We start from the raw sequence: 19809 nt of genomic DNA on the forward strand, positions 1-19809 counted from the left end.
ATTGCTAAGCGCAACCACAAACAATCCACTGCCAAAGCGTGTACAGTATATACACTATAGAGGCAGCACCAACAGCGTACCCTCCAAAATAAACTGGCGGAGGCGGTGGTGGTGGCTTGTGGTCTTCAAGTACTCGGTTGTCTGTGCTGTCATCATTATCAGTTTCACTCATGGCTTATTGGTTTTGGTTAAAAAATATTACATCTCTTGTAGGAGTTCATTTGCCCTTTCTGAATAAGACGAATCACCCTCTGCCAATACCTTCAACTGTTCCTTTGCCTTTTCAGTCTCTTTTGTATGTAAGTAACAAAGTGCCAAATACCATCGCGCTTGGCTTACAAGTAGACCTTGCCTTCGGAGTACATCTTGCAAGTGCTCTATGGCTTCGGTATGTTCGTTCAACACCATATGAGCCTGAGCACTATAAAACAGCACATACTCTTTCTGTTCTGCTTCTAGTATTTGGTTAAAGAGCTGCACAGCTCTTTCATAGTCTTCATTGTCATAGGCCAAAAAGGCCTGTTCTTCTTTAGTAAGTGTTTCGTTGCTACGCGTATTGGGAAGCACCACATTCGCATATACCTCAAAATAATTATTGTACAGTCTTTTATGGCTTTGGTTTGCTCCAAAATACCAGGCCACAACACTTACTACTCCCACCAGGAAAACGGCAGCCCAGCGCATAATCAGCGAAGGCCCCAAACTTCTCTGCTCACCTTGCGGCTCTTCTAAAGGGTTTCCAAGATCTTTTTCCCAAGAATCCATAGTGTGCCTCAGCGCATTTCTACCTGCTTGCTCTATCCCCTCCTTCAGTGCTACAAAATCCTCCTTCAGAGCTAGAAAGTCTTTGTCTTCGGACAGTCGATGCTCTACCTCAGTCCGTTCCTCTGCCGACAACTGGTCGTTCAAATATTGTTCTATGCGCTCTAAGTCTCTTTCCTTCTCCTCCATCTAATTCCCTCCGGTAAATAATTTTCGTAGTCTGTTCAAACACTTATACTTCAAGTTCTTGGTCGTATCAGTGTTTTTATATTCCAGCGCCAGCGTAATCTCCGCCAGGCTCATTTTCTTATAGTAGTATAGTTCCAGCAATTTCTGGCAGGGATCTCCTAACTGATGTAATGCCTGTTCAACCTTGTTGAGCAGCGATTCTCTGCTCAATCGTTCGTCAGTCGATTCTGCCTCAAAGCGGCCCGCTTCGGGCTGCTTTAACCTAAGCTCGCGCAACTCCCGGATTTTGTTTTTCCCAATACCGAAAATATACGTTTTGGGATCGCTGGTAAACACCTGCAACTTGCCCGAAACCACATTTTCATAGAACTGTACCATGCTGAGCTGGTAGGCCTCTTTGCACTCTTCAAAATCAAGATCGAAGTGTTTGTTGGCCCATACCATAAACTCACCTCTGTACATTTCATAGACCTTTTGCAATTCAGCATTGTCTCCGCGCCTAATACGGTCAATCAGCGATCCGCTATCCATTCAAATGCTATCCTTTAATGATCTTATAGTGAAAAAGGTAACCCTCCACTATGGAAAGATTTCTCAAAAACTCATTCAAAATAGACAATTGTATGCTTAACAAAAAGTAAGGCACCCCTGAGTCGCTCAGGCGTCTTTGAACGGTAATTCAATTTTTTTCTTTTGCCTGGGTTACCTTTTTCTATTTCTCCCATTAAGGGTGCTAAAGTTTCTCGAAAACGCACCTTAAAATGAGAGAACACCTTATCATAAAGCTCCATAAACCTGTTTCCAGGCAGTTCAGCTCCTGGCAACAGCTTATTCATGATAAATCCTCTCCACAATTTTCACTTGCAGCCGATGTAGACTCCATACTGGAGAAAAACCAAGTACCCGTTTGGGTAACCCATGAATATGAAAAGGCCAAAAAGTCAGGATGGTCGCCCACAGAAGTAAAGAATGGGCTCAACCGAATCTACCGTCTCATTCTTCGTAACAAAGCCAGCATACCCCAAAGCCTGGTAGACCAAATAGCCTTGCTTCCGGAAGTAGAGTATGTTCGAAAATTTGAAATTGCATCGGCCGAGCTGCCAAAGTACGAAGCCCATTCAGTACTGAACGACCAGTTTCCACAGCGAGCGCAGGAAAAAATCATAAAAGAAGCCCATCGGTTCACCCAGGGCCACCCCACCATAAAAGTGGCCGTGTTAGACACGGGCATTACGGCTACCCATCCGGAGCTGCGCCATGCCCTCTTAGACGGAAAAGACTTTGTAGACATTATAGATGGCCAAAGCGACTTTGTTGGCGATTTTTTAGGGTTTGATAATGATCCGGGCGATGAGGTTGGCCATGGCACTCATGTAACCGGCATTATAGCTGCCCGCGGGCTTCATATGCCCATGGGGCTTTCGCCACGCTCAAAAATTATTCCGGTGAGAGTACTAGGGGCCATGAGGAAAGGTGACTCAGTGGTTGGTGCCGGCATAGTTGATAATATCAATGCTGGGTTAAAATTCGCCATCGATGCCAAGGCCGACATTATTAACATGAGCCTGGGCATTAAACATTCCGGTGGCGGCCTCCCTCACAAGGAGGTAATCGACTATGCCAAAGACGAAGGGGTAACCATTGTGGCTGCAGCCGGCAATGACGGCAGGCACCAAATGTATTATCCCGGAGCTAATCCTTATGTAATTGCCGTTGGTGCCTTAGATACCAACGGTGAAATTGCCCCCTACTCCACCTACGGTGCCCACATATCCTTTGTGGCTCCGGGCACCAATATTTACAGCACTTACCTGGAAAATAAGTATGCCTACTCTAGCGGCACCAGCCAGGCTGCTCCTTTTGTAACCGCACTTATTGCGCTTATGAAGTCTTATGCCAAAAAACGAGACAAAGCCCTCTCCGACTCGAGCATTAAAAAACTACTAATGCTCACGGCAGATCGAAAAACAAGAAAACTAAAAGAAATGAAAACCGGCTTCGGTGCCGTCAACCCTGTTGACGCCCTTAAGCTACTGGATTATAAGTTAAACTGATACACATTATGAAAACCAAAAACGAAAACAACGGCACCGTAGAATCAGTAGGTTTAGACTACCAATTACTGGAACTGGTAGCCAATGATTTTAGAATTGCAGCTCCCCGGCTAACGGCAGATGAGCACAGCAAACATGCCCTCAAAATCCTTAAAGAGAAAGCCTCTAAGGAGCATCAAGCCAAGAGGCAAGAGCTTATTAAAGCGGGCTACTCCCTCACTATCGATGAAGTGAGTAAAAAAATCAATAAGAGCGGTATACACAATACCCTCCGGTATCTGCTGGCCGAAGAAAGCCTCTATGTAACCATTCTTCATGAGGTGATTCTCAAAGAAGGAATTACCGATACTCAGGGTATATACTCCAGAGTATCGGCCCTGACCAATCGCATGAAAGTAGAGTTCTTCAGCGAAGTTATCAGGCATGTGATGGACGATGCCAACATTGACAAACAAGCGGTTTCCATCAAAGCCCTATTAACGGAGGTGATAAAGAAGAACCCCTCCATTAATGCCACTCAATCGCCCATCCTAAAACTTATCGATGAACTGGACGATTTGGGCCTTATTCCTGATCTTATAGAAGCCTTCTTTTCTCGCCCCAAACCTGAGGTAGACCCTTCCAAAGCCACCGATGAAGTCAAAAAATCAATGGCCAATTACCTTATGAGTGTAGGTCTGGTGGTCACTCAGGACGCCATTAACAACCCCTCTCAAAAATTCGATGAAGCTCTGTTTTACGCCTATGCTCAGGCCATTAAAAAAAGCTCGAACGGTGAAGACCCCATAAGTAATTTGTATTCCAACACTTATGACAGCGAGTGGGACTATTCGGTAGATACCTTTGAAACGATTGAAGAACAAGGAGTAGACAAAGAAAATATTTATGCCGCTGCGGCTCTTTTCTACATTAAAACACTAGGCGATGACCTGGGTATTTTCAGAGTTGCCGATGCCATTATTCTGGCCTGGACTCAAGGCCGACTGGACATTCCACAGGGAGAAACCTCCTCAAAGTTATATCGCTACTACAAGCTTCGTGAAGAACGCACCACTATGGAAGAAAGAGCCATGTTCTACAAACAGGTGCTCAACATTGGCGATGCCGAAATGCTCGATAACATGGTGGCCAACGAGGAGTTCTCACAACTGTGGGAGGTGCTCATGGAAGAAGTTGTACGCTACATAGAAAAATATGAGTCGGCCGACAGCCCCGATTATATTTCAAAAACCCCTGTTTACCAATCGCTTAAAGACATCCAGTATAACCTTACCACTCGTACCAGCGGCATGGTAAAAGCTATGACCCGCGAAATGTACGCCCACCTGCAAAGCGCCATTGAGATACTGCGTGAGCAAACCGTAGTAGACCAACTGGGCTATGGTTATCAGAAAAGCATGTGGAAGGTAATAGAGCGCGTAAGCCAGTCAGAGTTTGACTCTATTCCGAACGTTTCGGCCCTGAGAAGAGCTGCCATAGAAGGCAATAAGCTGTTGCGTTGGATAGCCGATTTCGATGAAGGTTCTGTTACAGAAGAAAACTTTGTTGAATTCCTTCACATTGCCGAGAACTTCATCATATCTCAAAGTCAACTCATTGATAATGATGACAATGATGGCTATAACGAGAGAGAAATTGACAACATGTTGGATGAGGATAATGATGATTGGGACTTCTAAACCCAGAGGCCACCATTCACTCATGTTCAAAAACCATTAAATCATTTCAACGATGACACAAGAAGAACAATTAAAGGAAATAGCCCGGTCTAAGGCGCGCAATGCCCTGGCACTCTCCCCTTCTTTCAGAAGCATGCCCATAAAAGACCAGAAGTCTATTTATAGAGAAACCGTAAAAGCAGAATACGACAAGCTGGCCCACCAGAGTGGTTTAACCACCGCCATGGCCAATGTGCCCAAAGCCAGCGACAACATTGACGACAGTCGCCATGCCCCCAATTATGAGGCTGGAGTGGATGCCTTCAAAGACCTTCAGGAAGACATTAACTTTGCCGATTTTGTAGGGGACTTACTGCGTTCGGTTTTCGATGCCAACATGGACGTAATGAAGTCGCAAACAGACGATTACATCCGCCTGATGAAACAGGCCACAACCGATTTGGCCTCGTTCATCAACAAAATTGATGATACCACCACTTTTGCCTATCTGGCCGAAAACAACAGCGATGAATTCGGCATGTCTTTTCAAGACCTGGATGATGACTCAGACAGCGGCAATAGTGGCGATGGACAAAAGACGGTGCTAACAAACTCAAACGGTGAACCTGTAGACCTGGGAGACAACCAGATAAAAGCCAAAATAATGGAGGCTAAAATAGCCATGGCCAAAGAACACCGTACCGCTTTGCGCGAAATGATACTCATGGGGGTTACGCGCCTGGTGGTAGAAAAAGGTAAGGTAAAAGCCGGGGTAGTGTTCGACTTTAAGGCCAACCGGAATGTGCAAAAACAAGACAAAGCACTTAATAAAAACTCAACCTCCAGTGGCAAGTCGAGCCGTGTTGGTGGAGGTTTGTTTGGCATTTTCAGAGCCGGAGGTGGTAGCACAAGCAGTACCAGAAACACCAACATGAGCGTGAGCTCGGCCAAAAGTGTGGCCAATGACGAACTCAAAGCCAAGCTTATGGGTGAAGTGGAAATTGTGTTTAAGACCGACCACTTTCAGTTAGATAACTTTGCCCAGATGTACGGCCCCGTTACTAACAACGGTTCGCAACAGGCCGCTCCACCAACCAGTCCAACACCTAAGTAGTTGTGGCCCTGGCTTATCTAAAATATGAAGGTAGCTTCGGAGGAAATCATCACTTCACCTTCGACTTGGGAGCCAATCGCTTCTTCAAGTTGGGTGTAGGGCGCGAAACCCGAAGATCCAAGCGATCAGGGCTTAGGTTTATAGACAATGTCTATTACACCACCCCGCTCAAAAACATACCTGAGCAAGCCCTGGGAAGAGGTAAGATAGTATTGCCTAACGAACGCCTTCAGGAAAGGCAGTCGTATGTGCAGCTAATTAGCTATGCCGATCGCAAACAAACGGGGGCAACCTTCTCCGACCTGATAAGCATTCGAATGCTGTCTTCATTGAATGGAAACGATGGAGATTTCACCATGCCAGAGTTAGGATTTTCAAACCAACAAACCATGAATACAATTAACATAGACCATAAACCACTTACACTAAAAGAAGAGCAATATAGCGATGCCATGTTCATTCAAGGGTTAATTGCAGCCATACCGGGAGTTATAAGTGCTGCAGGCCCCATACTCAAAGGATTGGTATCGGGTGCCGGAGGAGCATCGGGCATAGCCAATATTGTAGGCAGCCTGTTAGGTGGTGCCGGAGGAGGCCTACTCAACGGTGGAGCTACAGCAACCGCTCCTGCCCAGGCAGGCAATGGGAGAGCTTCCATAGACCTTACGAATCCTGAATTTCTTAACCTGGTCAAAACTGTGCTCGAAAAACTCCCCAACCTTTCCACCGCCAGGGCACAAAGCCAATATTCCGAAGCCAAGGTGGCTCCGGCACTGGCTGCTCTGATTCCCATGCTCCAGAAGGTGCTTTCTCCGGAGGTAATGAAATCAATAATAGAAAGCCCTAATAAAATGCTGAACACCATAATCGATGGCACGGCCAAGCTAGACAAGCAAGATATGGAGCATCTGGAAAAACTTAACCCGGGTGTAGACGACCCCTCAGTGGAACGAATTCTGGCCGGAATGAGCCTGATGCTGGCAAGTAATGCCAAGGCCATCCCGTTTAAGCAGATCAGATCAGTAGATTTCGACTTTAAACTCAAAAGAGCCGAATCGGGCAAGTCTCAGAGCAAAGCCTTTCTCAAAGGTGCTGCCATTAGGGTGCCCATTCAGGTGAGTACTCCCAAAACCCTGCCCGAAACCATTGTGCAGGTAATTATCAAAGACCCTGAAAAACTCACGGTGTTTGTAGAAAAGAAGTTCAAAGTGCCCACCCTCCAAAATGGGGAAGTTTTGGACACCATTTCTTTCGATGCCCATGAACTGCTGGATGTACCTTCTAACAAAGACCTGCTGCTTTGCCTCTCGCTGGTCTGGAAAAACAGTAAGGGACAAAAAATAGGCACTCAGAAAACTACCCTGGTCACCTTTACTTCGGCCTATATGTTTGGCCACGTGGGAGGTGTGGTAGGCTCATCGGCTCCTCTAAACGATGTGAACCAGCACAGGGACTTCTGGCACAAAGTATGGCAAGCCGACCTTAAGGGTTCTACACGAAAGGTCACTTTCGACACCAAGTACATTTATCAGCTTTCTAACCAAACCAGCAGGAATGCACAGAACCAAACCCGGATAAAATGGAATAACCCGGCAGAGTTTGGAGAGGAGCGGAACGTACAGGGCAAGTTGCTTAGTGGCTTTGAAGCAAGCATTACATTGCTCAACCAGCTATTGCCTCGTGTAAGCGATTACCCTTCGCTTTCCCAAGATCAACTGGAGGCTCTAAGCAGCGACCACTTTGTAGGGCAGTCTGCTTTTTCGGCCCGAACACAACTGGAGTTCAGAGGAAGAACCGGAGACACTTTAGCACTTTGGATATTTCCCGAACTGCAAATCAGAGAGATTGTATTGAAAAAGACAGCTGAGGCCGACCTCAACGGCCAGCCGACAGCCTTTACCGAAGAAACCGTGCACTTTGGGCTACCTGCCGCGGTGCACTTTATAGGAGTAAGTTCAGACCGATAAATCATTGACATGAAAAACCCAACAAAATATCCCATAAAACAGGGCCTGAGCCAAAACATGAACATATCGGGCATTCAGATTAATGGAATGAAGGTATTGTTCGAAGAAAAGGTAAGTCTCATGCCCATTAAGACCGTGAACATAAGCCACAAATAATATGGAAAAAGAGTCCTACCAATTGATTGATGAGGCCCTAGCCCCAGTTTCCGGGTTCTTCAGCGATATGATTGACATAGCCGGAGAATTGCGCGATGAGGAACAAGGCCTTAGTCTCTACCTGGAAAATATGAGCATTTCTACTCCCATAGAAATGGATGTGATAATGACAGAAAGTGGAGAGATGGTATTAGGTAGTGCTCCACCCACACAAACTGTAGAAACCTCATTTATGCCTGTTTTTCATCAACTCAAAGTAAACATAAGCCTGGAAAAAGATGAGAAGTAACAATCAATCGTGGAAACTGGAAACCTTCATTGACACGCTCACTGTAGAATTAGACAAAGTGCGCGAAACTTTGGCGGTAAAGGCACTCAACAAGCCACTCACCTATTCGGTGAAAGATGTTGAACTGGAACTACAGATTTTTCCTGAATTCGATGGTGACGACATCCGCTTCTTAACCGCCAAACCAGGTCAGCAGGGAGCCTCCAAAGTCTCCTTACAGCTGGGTTCTATTACCGACAGACAGGTGAGGGAAACATCTAAGGCTCCCAGTGCCAATGACATTTCTATTGAAGAAGTGGAAGACATAGATCAGGAAACCAAAAAAGAGCTTAGAAAAATAGGAATCACCAGCGTGGGCGATCTGAAGAAGACCGAACCGATTCTCAAAAAAACCGGCAAACCCATTAACTACAACAAACTGGCCAATCTCATTAACAGATCCAGGAGAGATCAGCACGCACCGCGCATTCAAAAAGTATCCCTCTCTCAGGCCAATAACAACCGCTTGCTAGACATTCGCGGAGAATACCTGGCTCTTAGCAGCGACTTTACCCCGGTGGTAAAAATAAACAATAAGGAAGCACAGGTACTGGAAGCCTCCGAAGAACTGGTTAGGGTTATAATCCCTCAAGACCAGACACTTAGCCAAGCCAATGAGGTAATGATTGCCTTTGACCCATACGCATTGTACACACTGAACTTAAAGAACTAATCATGAAGAATCGATTAAACGCCCTTCAGAAAGAATTGAAACGGACCTCCCCTGCCAAACGGCACCGGGACTCTCGTCCTTACATGTTCAACAAAAGCGAAATTATTGTTTCGTTCAAAAATGGAGTCAATCAGGCAGCCGTTTCCGATTATTCTCTTCAGGTTATAAAAGACCTGCTCAAAGCTGCCAATCTCACCAAGGCCACTATTTCTGACAGTACCCGAACACCCGAAGATCAGGCCGCCATTATGTACAGAAATCTTGAAAACGAAGGAGTAGAAGCTCAACTGAGGCTCTATGGAGCCAGTGGAGACAAAGTAATTCAGGAGTACGTGAGATTAAAAGCCGAAGGCAAAAGCAAGAGTGAAATAATAGCCGGAATGCTAGCCAAAATTAATGCCTTGGGCCCCACTAACGTTTCCCGACATACGGCCGATCCAAGCCAGGTAAACATCATTGACATTGCACCCTCATCTATAGAAGACAAACCCGCTTTCGAGAAAGCCATAAAAACAGAAAGTCGAATATCGAGGTATTTTTTGCCACCGGACGACCCTGCCTACCATATCGAAATCCCTCAAAACCAGGCTGTAGCTCAATCGCTTCGACTAACCCGACAAAGCCGTTCCGAGCAGTTCTATGACGACCTCTCGGCCATTCAACTTCAATTCAACTCAGAATCTATTGAAATAACCCACGAACAATCAGCCGAAAGCGCAATTAAAGAGTTTTTCAGTCCATCAGAAGAAGCCGAAGCGCAAGGTTCTTTTGAGTTGGTAAACAATGACTATGTATACAAAGACGACTCCCCTAACACCGCCTCTCCCCGAAGAGCTACCATTGGAACAGATAAATTCTCGGACCTTAAACCGGCAGAACCTTCAGATCAGGTAGACAGGGAAATGAATCGCATTGACCAAAAGCTCGATAATCCTTCCGGTGGCAACAGTTCTGCCGTATTGGCCAAAGACATTCCTGACTTCGACCGATTGGAAGAGGAAGTTCCCGATAAACCCGATTCAAAAACCAAAGAGGAAATAGATTTTGCCAAAGATCTAAAAGCCATACTGAGTGGTGAAAAACTCTACGATCCGGAAACCAAAAACCTGGTAGATCACAAAAGAGAGGTGCATTTGGACGATGAAGTACCCGAAGCTCCTTCTGCCCCTGCCAAAGCCGAAGCTACTCCCCCAAAAGAGCAGGCCGCTGCTCAGGTTACCAATGAGCCCTACGACTTATTCGAGCAGATTGAGAAAAACCGAAGTACGGAAAAGGGAGCCTCTATTGCCATAGAAGATGATTACCTGGCCTTTGAAGACCTGGAAATGCCTCCGGTATCAGCGCAATCTAAAAACACCATTGTGAACATAGAGGTGTTGGAGCAAGCCGATAAGACCATGGACAATGGCTTTATTCCGCAAAGGGCCTCTGCTGTAGCAGGAGAATTAAGAGCCACCAGCGTGAGTGACATGGTACAGAAAGTATTAGCACACTTGCAGCCGGGACAAAAAATTGGAAGACTCACTCTAAGCGGCCACGGAGCCAAAGGCAATATTTCTGTAGGGGCCGGTATGGGCAACATCGGAGGTAAGATAATCAATGGTGATGCTACCCTATGGAAACCGGAACTGGCTAAGTTAAAGGATAAGTTTGACGAAACCCGTGGAGAACTCTTTCTCAGAGGCTGCAATGTGGGAGCCGGACAGGCCGGAAGTAAAAAACTTAAGGAACTGGCCGATTTTCTAAACGTGAAAGTATATGCCCCCACAGGCAAGGTATACGACAGCTCGGAAGAAGCCGGTTCGGTACATCAGGTGGCCTTCCCGGGTTCTCCGGCTCCAATACCCAAAAAAACACCTAGCGAAGAAAAAGCAGCCAAGGCCACAGCCCACACCAATCCAAACAGTATGCTCTTTAGAGGTTTAGAAGAAATACTATTCAGTACCCGTGAAGAAATAAACTGGAACGAGAAACCGGAACAGGCCGATATTAGCAAAACCGATAGCGAGTGGATTGGCAACTTCCAAACCCAGTTGACACCCACCGATGCAGCCGATCTGAAAGGGCTTGCGGCCAAAGCCAATGGCCTTGTATTCCTCAAACGAGGGGGCCAATACCAGCACCTTACAATCTTCAACGACTTCCACCATTTGATAGACAAAGACTTTACCCTGGCCTATGAACTTAGCCCCCACTTGCGCGAGCAAGTATTGACCCTCTTCGATCCCAACTCCAAACTCTCTTACAATAGTTCGCAAAGGGCTGAAGACTTTGGTACTAACACCACCGTAGATATTACGGTGATTGATCACAACAATGATGGTTACCTGGGAGGCAGTGCACTATTCACTCTCGGTGAGTTAAGGGCCGGAAGCGTGAAAGACATGGTCGATAAGGTACTAAACCACCTCAAAGAAGGTCAAAAGATAGGCAAGCTTACCATTATTGGCCATGGCAACAAAGGCATTATAGTAATGGGTAGTGCCAAAGTACTAAAGACCAATAAGTACATAAACAGTAACGAATCAGAGTGGAAACCACAACTGCAAAGACTTAAGGGCAAGTTTGCCGAAACCGGTGAAATTTTTCTGAGAGGCTGTAATACAGGAGCAGGTACCAAGGGGGCCAACAAGCTCAAGAAGATAGCCGATATAGTAGGTGTAAAAGTTTCTGCTCCCACCGGCAAGGTTTATCCGCTTTCTGAAGAAAGCGGTTCTAAACACCAGGTGGCCTATCCGAACAAACCGGCTCCAACCCCTATTCCAACACCCACTGAGAGCAAAAAACTTAAGCTTTCGAAAGCCAAATCCATTGATATGACACCAACCGAATCCATAAAGGCCATCATGCTGCATGCAGCCGGGTTAGACGATTTCCCCGCTAACCCTGCCGATTATGCCGTTATGGAAAATAGCTCAGAATTCATTCAGCAATTTGTAAATGGAATTGACTTTAGCCAGAAAGAAGATGCCTCACAGCTTGCGGCAATTATAGATGCCCAATTGGTGGTAATAACTCCGCAAGGACATAAAACCTATCAGCTGTTCAACGACTTTGAGTTGATCGCTGTTGGCAACGAATGGGCCAGTGCCTATAGCGTGAGCTACGACCTGAAGCAGGCCATACTGCAAAAACTTGAAAACCGGAACGACTCTACTCCATCAGTCTGATCGCTATGAAAAGGGGTAAACTGTTCATATTACATCATGACGTTCAACGTCATAAAAAGGCCAAACCTGCTCCTGACCGGCTAGCTGAAGCACGCATGGTTCAGTCCGGTCAGGTAAGGTCTGGCTACTTCGATGACCTAAAGGCCATTGAACTGAGCTGTAATGAACAGCCAACCATTCCGGTACTACCCAACTCTCCCGATTATTCTCAGGCCAAAGATGCACTCCACGAAGTAAAGCAACTGGAAATAACTGATGGGTTTTCAGACTTTATGGACTCCGCTTTCGAAGATCAATTCGATGAGTTTTTTAACGAAAACCCGGAAGAGATAAACCATTCTCCCCAGGCCAGTAGTGAACAAAGCACAGCTCCACCAAAGCAAAAGAAGCAGCCAGTGTACTCACAGCCTAAGGCCGAAACAGTACCTGTCGACTATTCCGACCCACATCATTTATTCGATCAGATTGGCAATAACATAGCCAAAACGAAAGCCATAAGCCTGGGTGAATTTTCTATCGAAACCAGTGAAAATGCTTCAACACCTCCGCCACTCATGGGCGAAGATGAATTAAACGAAGACTTAAACCTTTTGAACAATACAAAAAAACATAGTGATGAGAAATAGAATGCTGGCGATACAACAAGAGTTGTTAACCAATAACCCAAAAATGAAGAAAGTGGCCAAAGCCAGTGCCAAGCGCCACCTGCACAGCGCCTATAACAAAAGCAATTACGATAAGTACCTACCCATAATAGGAAGGGTATTAAGAAACGGACAACCGGTTAGCGGTGCTGAAGTGGCATTTGTACAAATGGTAAACGATACCGGCCAACGCATGAACTATCAGGTACATACAGGCAGCTCTATAACCAATCAGAACGGAGAGTTTTTTATGGGCATTCAGTATGAGAACCACAACTTTGCAGCGGTCACTCAAGCGACTATAGAAGTAACCGTTAATACGGAAAACCACAATATGGTCACCCAAACCGGAATAGACTTAAGAGCTGCCATGGGAGCCGTTTTCCCTACCACTACTATGGACGCTATTCTTACTCTCCTGAAAGCACCCAATCCATTCAGTTTGATATCCACCAATTTCGTTGGGATTGCCGCCATCAAAGACATAACTATTCAATAACACTGCTATGAGAAACAGAATATTATCTATACAACAAGAGCTAAAAGCACCCGGTGTAGCCCAAAGCTACTCCCTCATTGGTGTAAATAAAAAAAGCAGGAGTGCTCGGCCGGGCGGACTATTGGCACGAACTAAAAGCAAAGATCATGACAAATACCTGATTGTGACGGGTCAGCTGATTAAAAACGATAGTCCGGTGGCCAATAAAAATGTGGAATTGGTAGGGCTGTGGCATGAGAACGGCTACGCCATGTCTTCGACCAACTATATTGCATCGGCCAAAACAGACGCCAACGGGTATTTTAAAATGGCACTAAAGTATGATCAAACCAATACCATTGAAGTGGCCGCCCGAGCTTTGGTAAAAATAAAAGTAGACGGGCAAGAGTACTTGCTGAAACCAAAGCCTATGGCCGATCTCACACACATGCTTTCTATTATATTCCCAGGCGATATGAAAGGGGCTATTCTAAAGTTTCTAAAGGTCAGAAACCCAATGAAGCTTATCTCAACCAATTTTATTGGTTTGGCCACGGCTCAAAAAGTACCCCTAAAATAAGGCAAGCTATACAGAGAGGTGAGTTCAAAACCAGATTTTACCACCTGCCACCCACGGAAATACATTTTCGGCAGGCCACTATAAAGTCTTACTTTTGAGCCAACCTCTTTGTTTGCCATGAGTCTTAACCCCACCCGTATCCACCAACTATCTCCGGGCGATATAGCCCTTGTAGGACTACCATACGATGAAAACTCTTCTTTTCTGAAAGGGCCTGCCCTGGCTCCCCAGCTCATAGTGGATGCCATTAATTCCGACTCAGCAAACTTCTACACTGAATCTCTCATTCAGATAGCAGATATCCCCCATCTCAAATGGTGTGGAGAAACCAGTCTCTCTGACTATTGGGCAATTGAGAAAACAATTGACAGCATCCTTGCTAAGGGAGCTATACCCTTTAGTCTTGGAGGTGATCACTCCATTACCTATCCTATTGTTAAAGCAATGGCCAAAAAGTATGCTCAACTGAGCATTCTTCACTTCGATGCCCATGGCGACCTCTACGATGTGCTGGATGGCAATAAGCTTTCGCATGCGTGCCCCTTTGCCCGAATAATGGAAAACCAATATGCACAACAGCTCACGCAAATAGGCATACGCACCATGACTCAGCATCAAAAAGAACAAGCCGATCGGTTTGGAGTAACCGTAAACACCATGAAAGACCGGCACCAACTCAAAGGCTTGAATCTGGAGGGACCGGTTTACCTGAGTTTCGATCTGGATGTGCTAGACCCGGCTTATGCACCGGGTGTTTCGCACCATGAGCCGGGTGGTTATTCCACCCGAGAGGTACTTGATATTATTCAGTCGCTTGAGCTCGAAATTGTGGGTTTAGATGTGGTAGAATACAACCCCAAAAGAGACCTGAATGGTGTAACGGGAATGGTTGCCGCTAAAATTGTCAAGGAGCTGATCGAAAAAGTGCTTTAATTAACCTCTATTGCCCTTACCAGCACTTAGGACTACAGCTTCTATGCCCCGGTGCCATATCTGTAGAACTCTTCCAGCTTATCGGTATTGATAAAGTCTACACCCAGCTTTTCCATTTGCTGCCAACTATTCCGGTTATCCGGAATTGCCCAGAAACGAAACTTCTTCCCCTCAGCATGGGCTTCTTTTATCAGTTTGCTGATTTTCTTTCGATCTGCCTTCGGCAGTTTCCCCTCACCATTCCATTGAGAGTAGGCTCTAAAGCTCACACTAATTACCGGCATAATGTGGCTACCAATACCCTTACCTAAGTCGTCCGGCCGGCCATCCAGTGCGGCTAAATCCGGGTTGTCATTCACCAACCCAAGCGGTCGGTTGCCAGAAATAAAGAGTGTAACAGGCCCTTCTTTCTCCACTCTAGTTTTGGTGAGTTTAGTAAATAGGTGTGCATACTTTTTTTGCAACTCAGCCAAAGCCATATACGTGGTGTGAGCATCGCTCTTAAAGTCTACCATTAAGTAAAAAGGCAAGTCGCTATTCGCATAGACACTGCCATGGTTAACCCTCACTATACTATCCAAGGGTTGAAAATAAAGTGCTTCGAGTGTCCTTTCTACCGAGATATCTTCATAATCATGCGCCACAAACAGTTCACCATTTACCTCAAACACATCTGCTTCAATTGAAGTAAACCCGAAGGAATAGGCATCTAAGAGTGGTCTTTCATGGTAGTAATCATTGTGTGCATGAGATTTTGGCAGGGGCTTTTGTGCATGAACACATAGCCCTGAAAAAAGCACACACACGAGTATTAATGTTCGCAACATACTCAGCCCATATTAAGGTTTGGCAATATGCTCCCAAGGGCCGGTAATGGCCAGGGTATCTCCGTTTTCCTGAATATTCACAAAAAGGGTTTTTCCTGAAGGTGAGAAAGTAACCCCGGCAAATTCCGACTTGGAACTCCTATTGCAGGCTATATCGTACAACTCTCCTTTTTGATTGATACCTCGTACATGGTTCAACTCTCCATTGTCTTCAGTAAGTACCACATCGCCCCAGGGCGCAATGCACAAGTTGTCGCACATATGGAGTATGGTTTTATCGGCAGACTCTGCAAATAGCTCCAGCGTTTGGTCTTCCGGTGAGTATCTGAACACCTGACCAAACTTTTTCGGGCCACCATTGGTACAGGCAAAGTACACTTCCTTATTGCCATACCACATTCCCTCACCTCTGGCGAAACGAGCCGCTCCTTTATCGAAACCTCTGTATCTTAGATCATCTTCTTCAGAATCTACATTGTCAAGGTCGATCCACTCTACTTCTAACTTTTCATTGGGTTGAATGGTGATCTCTTCCCAGTTTCGGGTATCGAAACCTGGTTTATCCTTTATGGCAAGGGCTTGTAAGATACCTCCGCTATGCAAGTCGTTTTTGTTATTTGGTATAAACCGGTAGATCAGTCCATCATGAGTATCTTCGGTCTGGTACACATAATGTGTTTCCGGATCTACCGCCACAGCTTCATGGTTGAAGCGCCCCATTGCCTTAATTGGCTTGGGTTCGGCCACCAGAATGTTTTCAGAAGCCGGCACCTCAAATACATATCCATGATATTGCTCTACCGGGCCTTCAGGTCTGGTTACGTCTTCTTCACAAGTGAGCCAACTACCCCAGGGGGTAATTCCACCGGCACAGTTACGGTAGGTTCCGGCCAGACTCAGGTATTGTTTCTCAACCTCTCCGGTTTCTTCATTGTAAACCAAAGTGGTGGTTCCTCCTAAACCCGGGTATTCCGAATTACCCGCATCGAACAGGTTTTCTGTCCCAAAAGACTTCAGGTTTTCATTTTCATTGCCAAAAGCACCTTCTTCCTTTCGGCCCGGGCTATTCTCATGATTCCTGACTATTATTACTTTGCCGTCTGCCGCTTCAAAAGTCCCCATTCCATCGGGTCGGGCAGGTACTTTCAGGCCATCGTCCATGGGGTCTCCCCATTTGGATATAATCTTATAAGAAAAGCCCTCGGGTAAATCCAGGTAGCCCTTAGGATCACTGATAAGTTGCACTTTACCATTGGATATCGCTTTGCCGGCACATCGCGAGAGGGCTATAAAGCCAAGGCTCACAACGGCTGATTGTTTGATGAACTTTCGTCTGCTGTTGGCGGTCATGTCTTGATTGAAAGTGTGAGAGGCTGTTTCTAAAACTTGTTTCCATCATCCTAAACTCATGGAAAGCCATTCGGGGCTTTGTATCTATTTAGAATGACCGTATAAACGTTCGAAACAGCCTCATCACCATTACTAATTGAAAATAAACCTAATCTACTTTAAATAGCTGTTGATGTGGGGCTCAGGGCATGAACCCTTTGTTAAATCTATTTTACGAAGGCTTCAACGGCCTTTCCGGCTCCTTTGAGTTGGTAGTTGAGTCCCAACAGTTTAGCTACGGTAGCTGCCACCTGATTTTGATAGTATTGGCCTGTTTTTACCTCTCCCAAGGCCGGAGTATCGGGGCCAATAGCAGCCATCCAGATTTGATCTGCTCCTTTTATGTCAGTTCCGTGGCTTCTCCAGGTATCCAGCGGCTCTGTTCCTCTGCCATGATCTGTAGTAATAATCAAAGTGGTTTTATCCTTGTATTGAGGGGTAGACTGAATGTACTCCCAAATTTCTTTGATAAACTGATCGGTTTGCCTGGCCGACTTCAGGTAGTGATCATACTCCCCATCGTGGGCAAAATCGTCTGTTTCGCCATAGGCAATATATACGAGCCTTGGCGAGTGTTTTTTTACATATTCCATGGCAAAATGGTGCGTAAAAGCATCAAGTCTCACTCCTCCCCAGGGGCTTGGAATTTCGTCCTGAAGCTTATTAAGAAATTGCTCTTTTTCAGAAAGCGGCTCATCAGTAGATTTTTCGAACCCGGCATTTACGGGAACTCCGCTCCTTTCTTCGTTGATAATGTATGGAAAGACATCCCAGGAACCAAAAGCTGCCACTTTGCCTTCAAAACCTTTTTGCTTGTGAGCAAACTCCAGTATGGTTTCGTTAGGATTCTGAATTTTTGCGTTGGAGTTGATTCTCTCATCATCTGCTTTACCGGTCAAAATCTCGTTATACCCCGGGTAGGAAAACCACATATTGTTGGTGCAATTGACCAAGCTTCCCAACTCTCTGTTTCCTAATAGCTGACCTTCTTTGGCCAAGGTGTTCCAGAAAAAGGGCATCAGTACCTCTCTTCTTTCAGCAGGATTTTCTCTCCAAAAAAGCTCCCTCAGTTCTTCTGCGTTGCCCACATAGGTTTTGTTGCCTATGAGTTGTTCATCGGCACCGGTATAGAGTTCCTGCCAACGAAGCCCATCGAGCGTAATAATGAACACATTTTCGGTTTTATATTGGCCACAGGCACTTAGTGTTACAAGGCACAAGGCCAGGGCTATTATATTTTTTTTCATTTCTTCTTTTTTTAATAAGAGGTTATGGCCACCCTTACTATGACCATAACCCTAAATCTAAAAATTAACTAACAACTATGATTACTGAACATCCCACCAAACCCGTGTGGTTAGGTTGTCCGGCCCCTGTCTTTGTATAGCGGCATTATAGTTTTCTTTGTTGAGTGCCTGAACACCTGAAGGATACATGAACCTTACCGGAACGGTGGCCTGCACAGCTCCCGGTCCGGGAGTTATCTGTGGCACACCGGTTCTTCTCCAATCGAACCAAGCCTCTAAACCACTGAAAAAGTTGGCGATCCACTTTTGCATAGCAATTTTCTCTAATCGCTGAGCAGGAGTACCCACATAAGCCACCTCCGGTTGAGCGTAATAAAGAGCATCGGCTTCTACAGCATCTTTTATGGCATGGTAGCCTCCCACTTCCAGGCGTTCATCGTAATAATCGAATGAAGCCTGAATACCGTTTCGGTAATAATCTGCTGCTGTACCTGTAGTAATAAACCCTCTTTCTCTAGCCTCGGCCAATATAAACTGAAGCTCGGAGTAGCTCATTATCATGGCTTGTCTGGCAATTGGCGAGGCCAATGAATTGCAAGCCGAGCAAGAGAACATAAGCCCCAGTCTGGAGATGAAGTTAGAACCTCCTTTGGCAGGATCGCCACTTGGCGAATACTGAAGAGCCTCCTCATCGGCCAGTCCATTAGGCACTCCCTGGTAGTCATCCCAGTCGCCAACCAGCCCGGCTCCAGAGTCGGTAGTTGGCTGAGCATAGGCAAAAAGCCTGGTATCGTTGAGCGACTTGAGTGTATTCTCCATTTTTTCACTCAAACGGTATTCATCGAAAGAGCCCGAACGGGTGGTATACAAAGGCTGCTGGTTGGGTAAATCGGCCAGGTATTGCAGAGCTACATTGTCTGCATTGCTCTCCATTATCGGGTGATCGACCGGGTTGCCCACAATGGCCTGCATGGCCGCACTTGGATCTATACGATCGGACAAGCGGAGGTGTATTCTGAGCAATAGAGAGTTGGCAAACTTCTTCCAGCGCAGTATATCACCATTGAACAGTATATCGCCTTCAATACCCGGTCCATTCACATCGAGGATGTCATTTGCCTCATTGAGCTGAGCAATTATCCCTTGGTAGATCTCTTGCTGAGCATCGAACTTTGGTAGGTTCACCCCTTCTTTGGCCATAGTAGCTTCAGAATAAGGCACATCTCCGTAAGCATCGGTTAGTACAGAAAATAACCAGGCCTGGTATACCATTGCCACTCCCAGAAAGTTGTTGTTGCCCGACTCTGTGGCTATTTTCTTAATGTTTTCAACATCGCGCATAATGTTGTAGTACGAGTTATAGGGCGAAGACTCCGGCCCCCAGTTGTACCGGTCTTCATTGGTAAACTGTATTTTGGCAGAATATTGCATTACCACGTTGCCAAGGCCCCAGGCCAGACCAGCACTCTCGTTTATTCCGTTTCTCAGCACCGTAGGGAGCAGCAACGAAGCCGGTACTTCTTCCGGACTGTTGGGATTCATGTTGAGCTCTTCGAAGCCATCGTCACAAGCCGCCAGGCCAAAACATACGGCTAGGACCGCTACTACAAATAGTTTATTGAAACTTTTCATTTCAGTAG

Annotated in this window: 19 protein-coding genes; 12 read left to right on the plus strand and 7 right to left on the minus strand. The window is 45.9% G+C overall.

The window, feature by feature from the left end; all coding sequences use genetic code 11:
• Nucleotides 1-4: 4 nt before the first annotated feature.
• From B3763_RS08440 to B3763_RS08450, 3 genes are read right to left on the minus strand one after another with little or no spacing between them, the layout of a single operon-like run.
• On the minus strand, nt 5-172 hold the full coding sequence (locus tag B3763_RS08440) for a hypothetical protein (RefSeq protein ID WP_189629603.1): 168 nt from the start codon (nt 170-172) through the stop codon (nt 5-7).
• A gap of 26 nt (nt 173-198) precedes the next feature.
• On the minus strand, nt 199-951 hold the full coding sequence (locus tag B3763_RS08445; RefSeq protein ID WP_286745666.1) for a tetratricopeptide repeat protein: 753 nt from the start codon (nt 949-951) through the stop codon (nt 199-201).
• Nucleotides 952-1482, minus strand: a complete 531-nt coding sequence (locus tag B3763_RS08450; protein ID WP_189629601.1) for an RNA polymerase sigma factor — start codon at nt 1480-1482, stop codon at nt 952-954. It lies immediately after the preceding gene.
• Between the two features lie 230 nt (nt 1483-1712).
• Between B3763_RS08450 and B3763_RS08455 the strand changes: the two genes are divergently transcribed.
• The 12 genes from B3763_RS08455 (at nt 1713) to speB (ending at nt 14706) form a co-directional block, all read left to right on the plus strand.
• Nucleotides 1713-3005 (plus strand): S8 family serine peptidase, encoded by a 1293-nt coding sequence (locus B3763_RS08455; RefSeq protein ID WP_286745669.1) that lies wholly within the window; start codon nt 1713-1715, stop codon nt 3003-3005.
• An 8-nt stretch (nt 3006-3013) separates the two neighbouring features.
• Nucleotides 3014-4684, plus strand: a complete 1671-nt coding sequence (locus tag B3763_RS08460; protein ID WP_286745671.1) for a hypothetical protein — start codon at nt 3014-3016, stop codon at nt 4682-4684.
• A gap of 52 nt (nt 4685-4736) precedes the next feature.
• The gene (locus tag B3763_RS08465) at nt 4737-5777 is read left to right on the plus strand and encodes a hypothetical protein (protein ID WP_189629599.1); all 1041 of its coding nucleotides are present in this window, start codon (nt 4737-4739) and stop codon (nt 5775-5777) included.
• Nucleotides 5778-5779: 2 nt separating this feature from the next.
• A complete protein-coding gene (locus B3763_RS08470; RefSeq protein WP_286745673.1) occupies nt 5780-7744 on the plus strand; it encodes a hypothetical protein in 1965 nt (654 codons plus the stop codon).
• A 9-nt stretch (nt 7745-7753) separates the two neighbouring features.
• The gene (locus tag B3763_RS08475) at nt 7754-7900 is read left to right on the plus strand and encodes a hypothetical protein (RefSeq protein ID WP_189629597.1); all 147 of its coding nucleotides are present in this window, start codon (nt 7754-7756) and stop codon (nt 7898-7900) included.
• A gap of 1 nt (nt 7901) precedes the next feature.
• Complete coding sequence (locus B3763_RS08480; protein ID WP_286745676.1) at nt 7902-8189, plus strand: hypothetical protein; 288 nt, start codon at nt 7902-7904, stop codon at nt 8187-8189.
• Entirely contained in the window at nt 8179-8901 is a 723-nt protein-coding gene (locus B3763_RS08485; RefSeq protein ID WP_189629595.1) for a hypothetical protein, read from the plus strand. Before B3763_RS08480 ends, B3763_RS08485 begins: the two co-directional genes overlap by 11 nt.
• Nucleotides 8902-8903: 2 nt before the next feature.
• On the plus strand, nt 8904-12071 hold the full coding sequence (locus B3763_RS08490) for a DUF4347 domain-containing protein (protein ID WP_286745679.1): 3168 nt from the start codon (nt 8904-8906) through the stop codon (nt 12069-12071).
• Nucleotides 12072-12076: 5 nt separating this feature from the next.
• Nucleotides 12077-12697, plus strand: a complete 621-nt coding sequence (locus B3763_RS08495) for a hypothetical protein (protein ID WP_286745681.1) — start codon at nt 12077-12079, stop codon at nt 12695-12697.
• Nucleotides 12687-13214 carry a hypothetical protein gene (locus B3763_RS08500; protein ID WP_189629592.1) on the plus strand — a complete coding sequence of 176 codons (528 nt, stop codon included), beginning with the start codon at nt 12687-12689 and terminating at the stop codon, nt 13212-13214. The genes B3763_RS08495 and B3763_RS08500 overlap by 11 nt, the downstream gene beginning before the upstream one ends.
• 7 nt (nt 13215-13221) lie before the next feature.
• On the plus strand, nt 13222-13773 hold the full coding sequence (locus B3763_RS08505) for a hypothetical protein (RefSeq protein WP_189629591.1): 552 nt from the start codon (nt 13222-13224) through the stop codon (nt 13771-13773).
• 117 nt (nt 13774-13890) lie between these two features.
• On the plus strand, nt 13891-14706 hold the full coding sequence (speB, locus tag B3763_RS08510) for an agmatinase (RefSeq protein ID WP_189629590.1): 816 nt from the start codon (nt 13891-13893) through the stop codon (nt 14704-14706).
• Nucleotides 14707-14747: 41 nt separating this feature from the next.
• On the opposite strand, the gene B3763_RS08515 is transcribed toward speB, so the two are convergent.
• The 4 genes from B3763_RS08515 to B3763_RS08530 all read right to left on the minus strand — a co-directional run bounded on the left by B3763_RS08515 (nt 14748) and on the right by B3763_RS08530 (nt 19801).
• Nucleotides 14748-15533, minus strand: a complete 786-nt coding sequence (locus B3763_RS08515) for a phosphatidylinositol-specific phospholipase C/glycerophosphodiester phosphodiesterase family protein (RefSeq protein ID WP_286745685.1) — start codon at nt 15531-15533, stop codon at nt 14748-14750.
• 12 nt (nt 15534-15545) lie between these two features.
• On the minus strand, nt 15546-16883 hold the full coding sequence (locus B3763_RS08520) for an alkaline phosphatase PhoX (RefSeq protein ID WP_286745687.1): 1338 nt from the start codon (nt 16881-16883) through the stop codon (nt 15546-15548).
• A 206-nt stretch (nt 16884-17089) separates the two neighbouring features.
• Entirely contained in the window at nt 17090-18169 is a 1080-nt protein-coding gene (locus B3763_RS08525) for a sulfatase-like hydrolase/transferase (protein WP_286745689.1), read from the minus strand.
• Nucleotides 18170-18250: 81 nt separating this feature from the next.
• Nucleotides 18251-19801, minus strand: a complete 1551-nt coding sequence (locus B3763_RS08530; RefSeq protein ID WP_286745691.1) for a SusD/RagB family nutrient-binding outer membrane lipoprotein — start codon at nt 19799-19801, stop codon at nt 18251-18253.
• Between the last annotated feature and the right edge of the window lie 8 nt (nt 19802-19809).

Source organism: Roseivirga sp. UBA1976 (genome assembly GCF_002336325.1).
Lineage (GTDB): Bacteria > Bacteroidota > Bacteroidia > Cytophagales > Cyclobacteriaceae > Roseivirga > Roseivirga thermotolerans.